This window comes from Leptospira sarikeiensis (assembly GCF_004769615.1).
GTDB lineage: Bacteria > Spirochaetota > Leptospiria > Leptospirales > Leptospiraceae > Leptospira_B > Leptospira_B sarikeiensis.
This window is the reverse complement of record NZ_RQGF01000007.1, coordinates 19,848-34,588: the sequence shown is the minus strand read 5'-3', so window position 1 is coordinate 34,588 and position 14,741 is coordinate 19,848. Positions and strand designations below refer to the sequence as shown.

The 14,741-nt window shown below is 38.8% G+C and carries 6 protein-coding genes; 4 read left to right on the top strand and 2 right to left on the bottom strand.

Going from position 1 to position 14,741, the window contains the following annotated elements; translation table 11 throughout:
- Window positions 1–31 precede the first annotated feature (31 nt).
- Together EHQ64_RS01300 and EHQ64_RS01295 are read right to left on the bottom strand one after the other, a co-directional pair.
- Window positions 32–1,966, bottom strand: coding sequence for a hypothetical protein (locus tag EHQ64_RS01300; protein WP_135647709.1), 1,935 nt, complete (start codon window positions 1,964–1,966; stop codon window positions 32–34).
- Window positions 1,963–2,940 carry a glycosyltransferase family 2 protein gene (locus tag EHQ64_RS01295; protein ID WP_135647708.1) on the bottom strand — a complete coding sequence of 326 codons (978 nt, stop codon included), beginning with the start codon at window positions 2,938–2,940 and terminating at the stop codon, window positions 1,963–1,965. Before EHQ64_RS01295 ends, EHQ64_RS01300 begins: the two co-directional genes overlap by 4 nt.
- 198 nt (window positions 2,941–3,138) lie before the next feature.
- On the opposite strand from EHQ64_RS01295, the gene EHQ64_RS01290 reads away from it, so the two are divergent.
- The 4 genes from EHQ64_RS01290 to EHQ64_RS01275 are packed head-to-tail and all read left to right on the top strand — an operon-like array spanning window position 3,139 to window position 14,741.
- Window positions 3,139–3,480, top strand: a complete 342-nt coding sequence (locus EHQ64_RS01290; protein WP_008594836.1) for an STAS domain-containing protein — start codon at window positions 3,139–3,141, stop codon at window positions 3,478–3,480.
- A gap of 14 nt (window positions 3,481–3,494) precedes the next feature.
- Complete coding sequence (locus tag EHQ64_RS01285) at window positions 3,495–6,518, top strand: LIC_11026 family protein (protein WP_135647707.1); 3,024 nt, start codon at window positions 3,495–3,497, stop codon at window positions 6,516–6,518.
- A gap of 5 nt (window positions 6,519–6,523) precedes the next feature.
- Window positions 6,524–7,147 carry a DUF1318 domain-containing protein gene (locus EHQ64_RS01280; protein ID WP_135647706.1) on the top strand — a complete coding sequence of 208 codons (624 nt, stop codon included), beginning with the start codon at window positions 6,524–6,526 and terminating at the stop codon, window positions 7,145–7,147.
- Window positions 7,148–7,151: 4 nt separating this feature from the next.
- Complete coding sequence (locus EHQ64_RS01275) at window positions 7,152–14,741, top strand: PD40 domain-containing protein (protein ID WP_135647705.1); 7,590 nt, start codon at window positions 7,152–7,154, stop codon at window positions 14,739–14,741.

Below are 14,741 nucleotides of genomic sequence, written 5' to 3'. Positions count from 1 at the left end.
TCCGGAACGAAACATTCCGGTTTTTGGGAAATTACTTTTTCATAAGACGAAATTCTTTGAAACAATAATCTCCGCTCTTATGTTTAATTTCTCGTATCGGAACTAAGGTAATTCCTAAACTTTCAGCTCTAGCGTTATATTTGGCAGGTAAATCGCAGGAAGGGCCTACATACACAGCTTTGTCAAACTCGTCCCAGGATTTCCATTTATATTTACCGTCATTGCGGTATTTCCCTTTTTCAACGGTTTTCTGTCTGAATAACAGGTCGAATTCGGAAGCTAAGATCCTTCCTGGGATCTGAAAATTTTCTTCTTCATGAAACGCGTTGAATGCGATATATTTCCCGGTTGGATCGATCTCTTCCGCAAATTCTCTCGCAGGTTGGAAGGTTACAGTGTCGAAACCTTTTAAACAAAATTGGTTTTTAGTAGAGTAGGTTTCAGTGAATAGCCCGCCTTCTCTTATGAATAGGCTCGAGGTCCAAATGAAGAATAAGATAAATACAGCGTAAAAAACGGATCTCGATCTTTTTTCGAAAACCTCTTCGGAACGAACAAACCACAAACTAAGTATAGAAAGTAATGCGGGAAGAGGATAGAATACGTGTCTGAGTTGTTTATTCCCGGTGCTTGCATCTATAACGATATATTGTAGGAACACGATCACAGTAATCGCGAATAATGGATCCCTAAAAAATTTAGGCCAAGATAAACTTTGTAATTTCGCGAGCGCCGAATCTATCGCACCGTTTCCTTGAGAAGAGTCAGAGTTTATCTTCTCTTTTCTTCCAGCATACAACCAATATCCGATGATCAATAGGACAAATAGGAAGAATAAACGGAAAATCCAAGGTTCGCTGAATACATGGCTTGCCGGGAATTTATCACTTGGGGATTCGAATAGGCTGAGGATAAAACTACGAACGAATTTGTTTACGATCATCTGAGCGTTCACTAGGCTCATTACTCTGTCTAAGTTGGAAAAAAGCCAGATGAAACAAGGGAGAATCGCGTATAGATAGAGTATTCTTATAGAAGGTGGGGAGACTTCTGCTAATTCCTTTCTATTCTTATATAAGAAGTAATTGAAATCTAAAAATAAAAGAACAGTGAGAACATATAATACTTTTTTAAAGGATCTTTGGTCCAGATTCCAATCCGTTACAACTCTCAAAACAGGGAGAGATAATACGAGTAAGACTACAACGATCAGGAATAAGAGGCGGATCCCTTTATAATGTTTTTGGATCGAAAAACGTACAAATCCGATCCACTCCGGAAACCTGGAGATCAATTCATATAAGAAGATGGAAATGAACAGAAGTAATCCGTATGGATACTTAGTGAAGAATAGGGAAATTAAAACGACTGAGATTAAAACCCCGACCTTGGAACCTACAGGTAATTTTTGTCCGGCTTTTAAGTCCTTTACGGAATCATAAAGTTTATATAGTCCCCAATACACCCAAAGTAGAACGAACATCCCTTGGGTTTCCAGCATGGAAGAGAGGCTATACGCAGGAGTTTCCGAAGTGTGAAGGCTTAAGGCTAGAACGAAAATCGAAACAAGTGCTCCGAATAGATAAGAACCCGAGATCCTGGAAACGATATAGATGATACTTGGAAAACAAAGAGCGTAGAATATTAGGCCTAAGAAAGAGTCCTTCCAAGTGATTGGCCATTCTCCGGGAGTTGCTAAAAGTAATAAGGAAAATATAGGACGTAGAGGAGGCCAGGTTGCGGCTTCTAGAAAGGGAACAAAGGCTCTCCAAAGTTTGCCATCTCTAAAGTCCTGGTATTGATCATATACTGCCGTTAGGCGGATGTTTTCGTCCCAGGTAAGTAGGTCTTTGATCGGGCAGATCTCTAAAAAGTTCTGCCAGTTCTTCCAAACCATGAAACCGGTAGCAAATAATGCAACCGCTCCGAATAGGATCCCAAAAACTTTATCCCAGGTTTTGTTCATTTTTTAGAGTTACGTCTTACCGAGTAAATTTTTTCGATCACATATAAAGGGCGATTCTTGGATTGATCATGAACTCTACTCAAATATTCCCCGATCATTCCAAGTGCAATGAGTTGGATCCCGCCTAATACGAGCATAATGATCATTACTGAAGTCCAGCCTTGGATAGTACTATCAGTGAAAAGTTTTAGATAAAGAATGTAGATCGTATAGATCGCTCCGAAAAATGCGGAGGTAAACCCTAAGTAAGAAGAGAATTTTAATGGTGCAGAAGAGAAAGAAGTGATCCCGTCTAAAGCGAACTTCAACATTTTACTTACCGAAAATTTTGTCTCTCCGTCAAAACGTTCGTCACGATCATATTCTAAACCGGTTTGCTTAAATCCGATCCAAGCGATGAGTCCTCGGATATAACGATGTTGTTCTTTCATGGAAACAAGGACATTCGTCACTCTTCTGCTCATGATCCGAAAATCTCCGGTGTCGATCGGGATCTCGAACTTGGTTATGTTTTTTAGGATCCTATAAAACACATGTGCAGTGATCAGTTTGAAAAAAGATTCCCCCTCTCTTTTCTTTCTTCTGGCATAAACAACGTCGTAGCCTTCGGACATTTTTCCATAAAGATCCGCGACGAATTCAGGAGGGTCTTGCAAGTCACCATCCATGACTGCGACAGTCTCTCCTCTTGCGGTATCAATCCCTGCGGTGATCGCCAATTGGTGACCATAGTTTCTAGATAAGTTTAGAAGAAAAAATCCCGGTTGTGTTTCACAAATTTTCTTTAGGACTTCGAAAGTGTTGTCTCTTGATCCGTCGTTTACGAAGAGGATCTCGGAGTCTTCTTTTCCAAAGCCATGTTTTTCCTTCAAAATTTGAAGTAAGACATGTAGTCTTTTTACGAGTTCAGGGATGGTTTTTTCCTCGTTATAAACGGGAATGACTAGGGATAAAAGCGGGGGTTTGGAGGGCATCGTTGACGTTGGTACGATGTTTGTATTCGGCCAAAATGTCGACAATATTTCCGTATTCGATCCACCGACTAAGATCCCAATTTCTCTTTCATTTTTGAGATCTTTGTAGGAATTCCAACAGGCAATTCTACAAAAAAGGGCTTTACAAGGAGGCTGGAATGCAGATCTTATATAAGCACAAAAATCCAAGAAAGGGTTATGAAAATCAAAGTCACCACTAAAAACGACGTTCACATCATCAAGATCGAAGGCCCGATCAAAGCGGGTAATGAATTCGAGCTTGGTCAAAAAATCGAGGAGTATATCTCGAAAGGTGACGTTCCCAAGTTTATCATCGACCTGAAAAAAGTTCCTTTCATCAACTCCGCCGGATTGGGGATGTTTTTAAACATCTACAAACATATCGACGGTTTGAAAGGTCGTATGGTATTCACCAATTTGAATAATGATATCGAAAACCTAATGGAGATTACAAAGTTAGCCAGCATTTTCGAGATCTACAAAACGCTGGAAGAGGCTATCGAATCCTTCGAGTACTAGCCTGAATATTTCGGTTGGCTTCCGATTTCCTACAGTATTTAAAAAAGAAAAAGCTCCGCTTTGGGATCATTGCGGGGATTTTTCTCTTCTACCATCTCCTATTTAATTCCTTCACAGGCCAGATCTTAATCGATAAAATCCTTACTTCCTCTCTTACGGGAAAGGCGGAAGTAAATGTCAGAAGTTTCTCTTTATTTTACGGATTTCGTTTTTCCGATCTGAAACTTTATCCTACAACCGACTGGGGTCAAAAGCCGGTTGTGCAGATCAAGGAACTTGGGATTTCCTATAATCTACCTCTTCTTATCTTAGGAAGATTGAAAATCTCTAAAATTTTCATTCATGGATTGGAGTTGGACCTCCAACAAAGAGGAGTAAACTGGAATATCTCCTCAGTATTTCCTCCCGGAGAAGAAAAACCACCTGAAGAATTAAAAGAGCCGTTAAAGGAGATCCGCACTTACATTCCTGTCAGCGCTTATCTTGGATTCGAATTGAAAGATATTCGTTTAAAGGTTCGTTCGGAGAACGGAGCTAAATCATATTCTGCCGGTTTAGAAGGACTCGAGTTGGAATTCCTACTCGATACGAATCGGTTTACTAAAATACCTCTCGATCTTGCCGCTTTGGATCTTATCGACGAATTAAAAATCAGATTGAATCCAGAAAACCAAGTTAAGATCAGTTTCCAGGATTCTTCCGGAGGACTAGATCATCCGTTCAGATCTACCTTGATCTGGGAAAAATTGGAAGGTTCGAAAGAGGGATTTCATTCCAGATTGGATTTAGGTTCGGAGAAGATCCCAATTCGTGTTTCGAATCGAGTTGGGGCGCCATTCGGGTTTTCTTTCAAATATGATTTGGATGTTTCACCGGAGAAGAAGGAACTCCTACTTAGGAATTTGGAATGGAAGGTAGGAGAAGATACTTGGTTGGAAGGAAGCGGCAAAATTTCCGATTTTGCAGGAGATTCCGGACAAGTAAATCTTGCGATCCAAAAATCCAAAATACGCCTCACTCCTTTATCCGACTTTCTGCATAGCATCGGTTTTAATTCGATCTCTATGAGTGGAGAAGCAAGCCTTGCTCCTATTTTGGCAGAAGGTGGCTGGGAAAATTTAAGGATCCTCGGAGAAATTCGAGGAAATGCATTAGATTTTCGTGTAGGAAAAAAAAGACATTCTATCCCTGTTTTGAATTTAGATTGGGATCTAAGGGTCAATCCTCAATCTGAAAACGACCCGGGCCCAAGGGTACCTTTTCCTTGGATGAAAGCATTCATATGCAAAAATCTTAAAGTAATATACAATGATATTCAGTTAGAGGGTGGGCTACAGTATTCCCAGGCGGAAGGTCCAAACTTAAATTTAAAGTTAGATAATTTTGGATTGGGAGATTATTTAAACGGGTATTCCGGAAAATTTTCCGCAGAGCTAAACGCATTCGGAAAAGATTTCTCCGAACTAGGAGCGGATCTAAAATTAAAGGCGAAGGCATTCCGATTCCCAATGGCAAGGGGAAATTCCGGAAATATATATCTGGACGGTGGGCTTAAGGCTATATTCCATTTTCCTAAAAAAGCTTGGGGACTCGAAGAAATTTTGGTTTCCAATTTGAATTTGGAGGCTCGTTCTTCGGAAGGAAATCTCGCCGCAAAATTGAATACTGCAGGAAAGATCGGGCTTGGGGAAACTTTTGTTTTGGATCTAAAAAAAGCAGGGCTTGACCTGGAGTTGGAACATCTGGTCCCACTTCTCCCTTTGTCCTTAAGAGAAACATTGATCCCTGTTAGAAATCAGGTAGGAAAGAAGATCGGTTTGAATGGGGACTTCTTCTATTCTATTGGAAATAGCGGGCAGAATATCCAAGGAAGTTTAGGTGTAGATCTTCCTGGAATGGAAATGAGAGACGGAAAACTTTCTGTAGATATGAAAATGTTAGGAAGTCCTAGTTCTAAGATCCAAATTGATCGTTTAGAATTAACCGCATTCTCTAAAAAATTATCATTAACTACAAATGGAGAGCTGCTTAAGGCCAAAAAAGGGGATCCTCCTCCCTCCATGGGAGAATTTTCTCCGAACTTGAAAGGCGAGTTGAAACTTCTTTCTCCTACTGAAAGCGGATTGATCAAAGGCCTCTTTTTTAAAGGAGAAGCCGGGATGAAGTTTTCTTGGTTAGGCAATTCTATCCAAGGAAATTTAATATCTAGAAATTCTAATATACTTTTGCAGAGCGGGATTTGCCCAGGTTATGATTGTAAATTGTATAAGATAGACGGTTGGAATGCGGATGTTCCTTTTCATCACGATCTGTCGGTCAAAGAAACTAAAAATTTGATCGAGGGTAATAAGAGAAAATTCGTCATGAACTACGGAAGGACCCCCGCTCCGAATTTTACGATCAGGCAGATCATAGGAAATCATCCTTCTTTAAAAGGAACTCCATTCGAGTATAGTAGGCCAAAAGCGGATTCTCCTGGGCTTTCCGCAAATTTGGAATATTCAGAAAATTATTTACGGATGGATTATCTCAAAGTATATACTTTGGACGGAGAGATCTGGGGGAAGGATATGATCGTTAACGTAGGCTCCGGAGATCCTGAAAAAATGGAATATTCAGTTTCTCTAAGGGTGAAGGATATAGATCTGAAACAACTTTTACCTGCGAAAACCCAGCCTAAGATAGACGATGGAAAAGTGAAAGCGGATCTGAATCTATGGGGTAGAAATTTGGGAGATCCAATCCCTAACTTGAATCTATTCTTTAGTATCTATCAAATCGGAGATGATTTTGGAAAAAGTGCGATCAATATTTTTGCGCCTTCCAATATACTGACTGATTTTATCTACGGAAGTTATGCTGTGGATAAGATAGAGTTAGAATTATCAAAAGGTCTGGTATATGCAGTGATCCTATTTAAACGTTCTGTTTTAAGTAGTATTTTAAAGTTGGAAGATAATCAAGTTTCCCAACAGAGAATGCCTTTGGCAAACTTTTTGAAACGAGCCCAGAACGAGATCGAAACGTTCAATCAATAGAAATTATGAAGAATATGCCGAAAATATATATTATTCTTTTTGCAATCATTCCCGTGTTCGTGTATTGCCCGATCAAGGCTCCTCCGATCACATTTACGCAAACTCAAACCGCGGCCGAAAAACAGATGCTCGGGGAAGATCGAAATCTGGAAAAAGACGGATGGCTCATAGCTTCTATCAAAACATCTTCTTCCGGTTCGGAGATTTGGGAAAGAGATCTGATAAAGGAAGAATTTTCGAGCGCAAATGATAAACAATTTTATATTTCTTTGCGTATCCTTGCGTATCTAGCAAGAGAATTGAAAGAATATCGTTCTCTTGGTATAATTGCGGAAGGCCTTGATGGAAAGATCCGTTGGAATCCGAAAATTAAGGATGCCGGGGTCGAGAAGGTATTACAGGATCAAAAAAACAGATCTAGGATAGAAGATCTTATAAAACTGATCAATGAAAACCGCGAAATAGTAATTAAGGAAAAGTTAAAGAAAGCTCTTTCTAACCCAAGCCAAAGTTTTTCGGATAAAGAAAAAAGTTCCTTAAAGGAAAGTATTCAATCTACTTGGATCCGTTCTGTCGAACCAGGAGAATATTTCGAATCTTCTGCCGGAAATTGGAAGAAAAAGGAATAACCGTATGAAGCGGATATTTTTAATATTTCTTCTTCCCTTTTTATTTCTATATTGTTCTGTTTTTAGATCTTCGGAAAGGGTGAGGCCTATCGAATTCGATTACGGTCCCATCTCCAAGAATTACTTTGGTCCTGAGAATGATAAACCTTTTCCTTTGACCGTCCAAAGGGGAAACAACTTATACAATTCTACTACAAAGGATGGTAGATATCTTTTTTATACTACAGGTCAGAAAGGAAATTATGATATTTGGTTTAGAGATCTTAAGAGTTCTATCGTAGTTCCGGTTACCGAACATCCTTCCTCAGAATACAAACCTGCGATCAGCCCTGATGGTAAAAAATTAGCATTCGTTTCGGAACAGTATGATACGGCGGGAGATATAGTACTTCTAGAAATAGAACCCGAAGTTTGGGCTAAAAAGATCCTGGAAGGAAAACGATTCTTAAACGACGAGTTCGAGTTTATTACGAATCGCGAATATTCTGATCTTAAAAAGGCTGATAAATTCTCCGATTCGGATCCGGTTTGGGGGAGCGATAATCGCGTTTTACTATTTTCTTCGGATAGAATGACCCCGGGAACTCCGAACCTGATCTTATGGGATACAGAAGGAAAAGAACAGCCTGTATTGCTTACCAGATCAGGAGCAACTAATCCTTACTGGTCTCAAGATGGAAAGACGATCGTTTTCCTTTCTTATATGGATTCTAAAGAAGGAGAGATCTATTCTTTGGATCTGGCTTCACGAAAGATCAAAAGACTTACAAACGATCTTTATTTGGATTTTTCTCCAAGCCTTTCTCCTGACGGAAGATATTTATATTATACTTCGATCCGTTCCGATTCGGATGGGAACAGGAAGTTGGATGAAAGAGATAATAGTTTGATCGTCCGTCTGGATCTTTCGGATATGAAAGAAAGACGTTTGAGCTCTGGAAATTTTTCCTTATTCGATACCAAGTATTCTTCCTTTAACGGGGGAAGTATTTTATTCACTGCAGCATATTATGGAACTTTAAATATCTATTTTTTACCTTTAAGCGGTTCTATTCCTAAAGCATCTAATATTTCCGCGCAATTCGAACTCGCGAAAGAATATGGTAAAAAACAATCCTCGGACGATTATCAATTAGCATTAGATTCCTTAGAATTATATTTTAAGGAAGATCCTTTATATCCGGTTTTTAGGGCGAAGGTCTTAAATGAAAAATATTCTGTTTTTAGAAAGTCCGGAAACGTTTCGGAGATCAGAAAAGAAATGGGATCTTCCCGTATGGATCCTAAATGGGGATTCGCATATGTGTTCTTTCTGGAGTCGGAGAATAAAGGAATAGCAGCAATCAGGGATTATTACTCTGGTATGGCTCAATCTGCAGATGCTCAGGTAGCGGGAGCAATACTTGAAGAGATCGGGGACTTAGAGGAAAAAACCGGTAAGATTGAAGCTGCACTTTTGTCCAGGCAGGAGCTTGTTAGAAAATTCCCCGGCTATTATAATATTCATGAAATTTTAAGAAGTATCGGTTCTTTACAACTCAAAGAAGCAAAGAAGAAGGATTGGATCATTCCGGAAACATTATTACAAGTAGCGAATGGATCGGATTCCAAAACGATTGAACTTAGGAATTTGTACGATTTGTTTGAAAGCCAGATCTTTGCAGGGAAATCCGATTCGGAAAAGATTTCCTTGGCCGAAAAAATAGAATCGGCTAATTCTATTAAAGAACGTTCTCCCGTAATTTATAAATTTATTATATATTCCAAGGCAGCAGCGCTTTCCGGGCAAGGCGCATTCGCCCAGAGTAATTCCCTTCTTGAACCTTTGTTAGCGGATTTGGTTCCCAAAGATCCTTTATTCTTGAAAACACATTTACTTCGTTCTTCTAATTTTCGAGGACTAGGAAATGTAGGATTTTCACTGGAATCTCTTCGTACTTTTTTAGCAAATTATGATCATGATTCCGGAGTGAAGATAGATGATAAGGAGATGGAGAGGTTTTTTATATATTTCGAAAATTTAGCAAGAAATTACGAGAATAGATCGGACTTCTTACAAGCATCTCTGCACTATTTTTATAATACCGAGAACATGTTCTTGGCAAAGAGTAAAAGCCTCTTTCAGGATACTGTTTATAAAGACTACGCAATCTATTATCAAAAATTGATGGTAGATACTTCCTTCAAACTTGCAAGAGCTGTGAGTGAGAAAAATTCTGCCGGTATTTTAGGAAATTTGAATCCTCTTGAGTTCGATCCTTTGGATAAAAAAGATGGACTCTTCATTATTGATCAATATTTCGAAAAAGAAAAGATCCTTCCTCGAGCTCGAACTTTCTTGGATCTCGCTACATTATACGGTTATGCATATTATTTGATCAATAGATCCGTGATCCGAGAAACATATTATTATAATTCCGGGACTATGGATCGGATTAAAAAAGAGGCTGCTCTTCGGGATTATAAACAAGCGGAATATGAATTGAGATGGATCATTTTTGCGGAACCGACGTATCACGATGCGTATCAACTACTAGGTTGGTTATACCAGTATGTGGATATCATGAAATCGAGAAGGCCGAGTGATAAGGAGCCGAATGATGAAGAAAAGTATAAGGAAGAATATTCTAAATATTTTCCCGAGAAAAACTTCGAAGAGAATATAGAGCTTTATAGCCAGATTTTGGAGTTATTAGGGGAGAATTTTCCAAATAAAAAAGCTCTTTCGGATCTGAGATTGAATTTAGGGAATAATTATTTTCTTCTGAAAAACTATCCCAAGGCAGATGAACAATACTCCTTAGTGGAATCCTATTCGAATTATATAATATCTAAGGCTCAATTCGAGGACTATAGACAAAAGGCGGTTTTTTTATTCAATTCTGCTCGAGCCTCTATGTACATGTCCAGGTACTCGGATGCCGTTCGTAAATTAAAGAACGCATCCGATCTATATTCTAAAAGTGAATTTTTACAATTACATTCGGGCGGTGATTACGCGAAGAACCTTCAAAGTTATCGAGAGAAATTAACTCTACTTAGGACTTTGAGCGGTTTATCTCATATGGAATTGGGAGAATATTCCCAAGCTGTCACATATTTAACGGAAGCATTGGATCTAAACGAGCCGTCAAGACTTGTGGATCCTGTGAATATCAGGAACGCATTAGCAATTTCTTATCAAAAATTAGGTTATATTTCAAAATCGGAAGAAAATCTAAGGGAAGCAGAACAGGAGGCATTGTCCCGAAAAACGATCTGGCTTCCTAAAAAAGTAAGCCCTAAATTCTGGGAATCCGTTTGGGATTCGATCTGGGATTTCGTTTTTGAAACTGTACTTCCGGATTCGGTAAGAATTTCAGGATCAGGAAGATTTCCCGAAGCAATTCCTCCCGTTTTCCAACCTCTATTGTCTTCCGGGATCCGAGTGAATAATCTTGTGTTAGAGCAAAATTACCGTCTGGCTGCTGAAGAAACAAATAAACGTTTGGATTATGTAGGAAGAAAGGGATTAGGAAAAACCTTGGCGGGGCAGCTAGTCCAGTCCCAATCCTATTCCGATCTTGGATTTTTTACATATAAAAGAAATGAATTCGAAACTGCTAAATCGGCTTATATAAATGAGAACGAATTCGAAAAAGATTCCTCCAACTTATCTGGAAAGTCGCCTGCGAGTTATAAAAAATATCTATATTCATTATTTGCTTCTATCGAAACTGGCGATCCGAATTCCAAAGGAAAATATGCGGATGAGTTGAGCAATTCTTTGATAGAATTGGAAAACTTTAAAAGAAATTCAATGGGATCCTGTATGTCTTCCTGGTCCGAGGATGTTTTGGAAGGGAATCGTCTTTGCTCAGAAGATTTTTACAAACAATATTATGATTTCGATATATTGAAGGCGACGGTGCTTTATTATTCCGGAGAAGAGGAGCTTAAAAAAGGGAATTGGACGGAAGGTTTCGAAAAGTTAGGACTTTCGGCTTCTCTATTGGAAACTCCTTCCGGACTTCCAAAGGAGATCGTAGGTCTTTCCAAAGATCCATTTCCTAGAAGAGAAAGAGTTTTCCATTTTTTAAGTAGGGCCAGCGTGTTCTTCAGGCTAGGAGATACTGAAAGGGCCGCGGAAAGTCTGAAATCCGCGGAAGAAATGGCCAATGAATTTTATTTTGGAGCGGAACTTCTCCAAGCCTGGGTATTACAAGCTAGGCTAGACCTCATTTCTAAAAAAACGGACCAAGCGAAAGCAAAACTAACCAAAGCGGAAGAGTTATTAAAAAAACAATTTCATCTTGTTTCAGACAATAAAAGTTTTCTACTTCGAGACCTATATGAAACGAAGATCCGCGCCGAATTAGATTCGGGAAATACGAATCAAGCATTCTCGGATTGGGCAAGACTCCAAAGATTATTATATTTTCGTAATTTTCAAAGAGGGGATTGGGAATTCCGATCTGCTCGAAGCGAATACGTCAAATTCGAATCGGACTGGAAAAGTTTCAAAAATAGCTATTATAAATACCAGATCGCTCTCGAAACAAGAGGGGAGATTAAAAAAGAAGAACTTGCTCTTGTTAAGTCCGGTGCCGATGTATCCAGATCTTTGGATAATTTAAGATCCAAACTTCCGGATAAGAATGCTTTTTTGGATCCTTTCGGTCAGATCTCTGAAGAATCTTTAAGACAGAATGAGACGGAGATCAGGCTGATAGAATCTAAAGGTGGAGTATATTCAAAAATACGTAATTCTTCCTCTGTGAAATTCCTGAACTTTGAAAATGGATCCAAGGCATTGGAATGGATTTCGAATAATTATAAGGATTCCGGAAGTAATCTAATTATAGATCCTGGAAATACTTCTTTAGGAGAGAGTTTATATACTAAGATTTCAGGACTTCGATTTAGGTCATATTCCATTCCTTCTTCTTCCAGGAATTTACTTCCGAAAACGATCGCTTCGTTCTTAAAACTGAACAGCACAGGGTATAGAAAAGTAGATTCGAATGATTGGACAAGTATATTAGAAGATACTGATGTTTTGGTGAGCCCTTTTCCAGAGATAAAAGGTGATTCTTATTTCGGAGAACGTTTTAAGGATACTTTGGAAGTAAGACAAATTTTTTCACGGAACCATCGGTTGAGCGCCGCCATTTTAACTTATTCGGAAAAACCTACTTGGAATCAAATGCTCCGATTATATACGGGGCTTGCTGGTTCAGGCGTTCAAGCTGTATATTTTTGCAAAGATGGAACTTGTGTAAGTGAAACCTTAGAAGAGATTAAAACCGGAAAACAATCCGCATCCGCAATTCGATTCGGAAAACTCCCTGAAAAACCAAGAACTAAAAATTCAGAGGCAGAGAAACTTTTTGCAAAAGCAAGAAAGGATGAAAGAGCATCCGAATTTTCGAATGTATTCTCCGATTTGCATATGGCGAGATCTTATGCGGAGGAGAATTCAAATTTAGCCCTAAAAATAGAATCCGATTTGCTCAGAGCATATCAGAGGTCCAATCCCGATCTTTCATTAAATAAGATCTTCACGCTGCGTTACGAGGATCGGGATCAAAGATCGCAAAGAGATCTGGGATTGAATCTATGTATTTCAAGATTATTGGAAACCGAATATAAGGACTGTGAGGGGATACCGTTGCCGGAGCCGAAAAGCGAAATCTTAAATACAATCCTAAGTCTAAAAGAAGGTAAAAATCCTGGAGCCGGTCTGAATCAGATCTTATCTTCCGATATCTATGATCCGTTTTTGTATAGATTAAGACTTTCTAATTTAGCAATGGAGATTTACGAGCCGGATCTAGCATTGTCACAACTAAATTTGGCGAAACAAACTATTTCTTCCGATCCTGATCCCGAGAATTGGAAGAAAATGAATACTCGTATCAGAAAAGAAAGAGCATTACTCGAAGAAGAGGAAGATTGGATCGAGTCCGAAAATTTAGTCGAACTGGATCCTCAAGAGAGAAATTATCCTAGGCATCTTGCGTTCTTAGGAAATCGTAAGAGATTAGGTTCCAGGATCTCTCCACTTTCCTTATACTCGGAAATCCATAATTCCTCTTCGGATCTTTTCAAAAGTTTGGATGCAGAGTCCAGATCTTCCGTGTTGGATATCCTACGATATTCTCTTCCGGAAGAAATAACTAATGAAATGGAAGAGTTTTTATCTTCTTTCGCAGAATCCGAAAAAAATAGGAAGAATGTTCCGAGACAGATCCGGGTCATTCTGGAATTTGCAAGGGCTTATTTATCTAGGGGTGAATATGAGAAGGCCAAATCTTGGATCTCTAAAGCTGAAAGTCTTTCTAAGGATTCTCAGGAGATCAGATTCTTAAACTCCAAAATTTCCTACTTAGAAGGTAAGAAGCCGGAGAAAAATAATGATCAAGATTTTTCAGAATATCTCAAAGAATATGAAAATGCCTCCGGCAAAAAATCTTCCGAGTTTGTGGAGATAACGAATCGTTTTGTATCCCATCGGAAAAAGAGAAAATTTTCTCCGAGAGAAAGAAGAGAATTTAACGATTTTATAACATATTTACAAACATTGTCCTTCCAGCAAAATGATTCAGAGACATTCTTTGATCTTTCTCTGATCAAGGATAAAATCTCAGCAGTTCGGTTCCCGCTCCTTGGAAGGATACCGTATTATTCGGATCTTCCTACATTTAATCAGGTTTCATTTTCTTTAGAGGAAAAAATTCCGGAGAACCAAGAGTTTGTGGCCTTAGCTGATCTAGGCTTAAAAACATTTTATATCAAATTTACGAAGGGCAAATCCAAGGGAGATCTCGCATTCAAAGATAATCGAAGGGTCCGTGCTTCCATCTATAAATATAATGAGGAAGCTGAAAAAGGAGGGGCCGAGGTTTTATTGAGAGAAGGTTTAGAAACTGAGATACGTCAGAACATACGTTTAACGAAAAATAAAACTACGTATTTGTATCTTTCTTCTTATTATTTTTTGGCTCCTATCCTTCCTAAGTCTGAGGAAGAGATCTATTACGTATCAGATCCTGAGACATTATTGAAAAACCCGATCCATAAAGAGAGAAATGAATTTTGGGATGGGTTCGGGATCATAACCAAGGATGATTCTTCTTCTCCGGATTGGTATTCTCAGTTATTAAAATTAGAAAATCTAGAATTATCTCCGAAAGGAAATCCTTTCGTGACACCGTTCCATATTATTCGAGTCCCTCTCATAACGGATTCCGAGAATGGAGTTCTCTATGGGAACAGATCCGTTTCTGAAGTTGAACCTCCTTCCTTGCAAGGTGTATGGATGCTCTCTTCTTCTTTTTTGGAAGGTTTTGGGAACTCTTCTTTGAACTTAAAGGATTCCTTATATTATTTGGGTAAGTCATGGAAGGGGCCTGGGATCGTGAACTTGGGATTCCAAGCGGATACTCATAACTCCAGATTTTTACGGGAGATCTCCTCTAGAAAAGAAGACTCTAAAACTTCCTTAAGGAATCGTTTTCTAAAAACGATGGAGATCATGAAAGAACTGTATCCGGTGGATAAATATTGGAACGGATACAGATTATTCACGACCTCTTTTGTTCTAAAAGAATAA

Coding starts and splice junctions, on each gene's coding strand:
- EHQ64_RS01300 (WP_135647709.1), bottom strand. CDS start 1,966: ATGAACAAAACCTGGGATAAAGTTTTTGGGATCCTATTCGGAGCGGTT.
- EHQ64_RS01295 (WP_135647708.1), bottom strand. CDS start 2,940: ATGCCCTCCAAACCCCCGCTTTTATCCCTAGTCATTCCCGTTTATAAC.
- EHQ64_RS01290 (WP_008594836.1), top strand. CDS start 3,139: ATGAAAATCAAAGTCACCACTAAAAACGACGTTCACATCATCAAGATC.
- EHQ64_RS01280 (WP_135647706.1), top strand. CDS start 6,524: ATGAAGAATATGCCGAAAATATATATTATTCTTTTTGCAATCATTCCC.
- EHQ64_RS01275 (WP_135647705.1), top strand. CDS start 7,152: ATGAAGCGGATATTTTTAATATTTCTTCTTCCCTTTTTATTTCTATAT.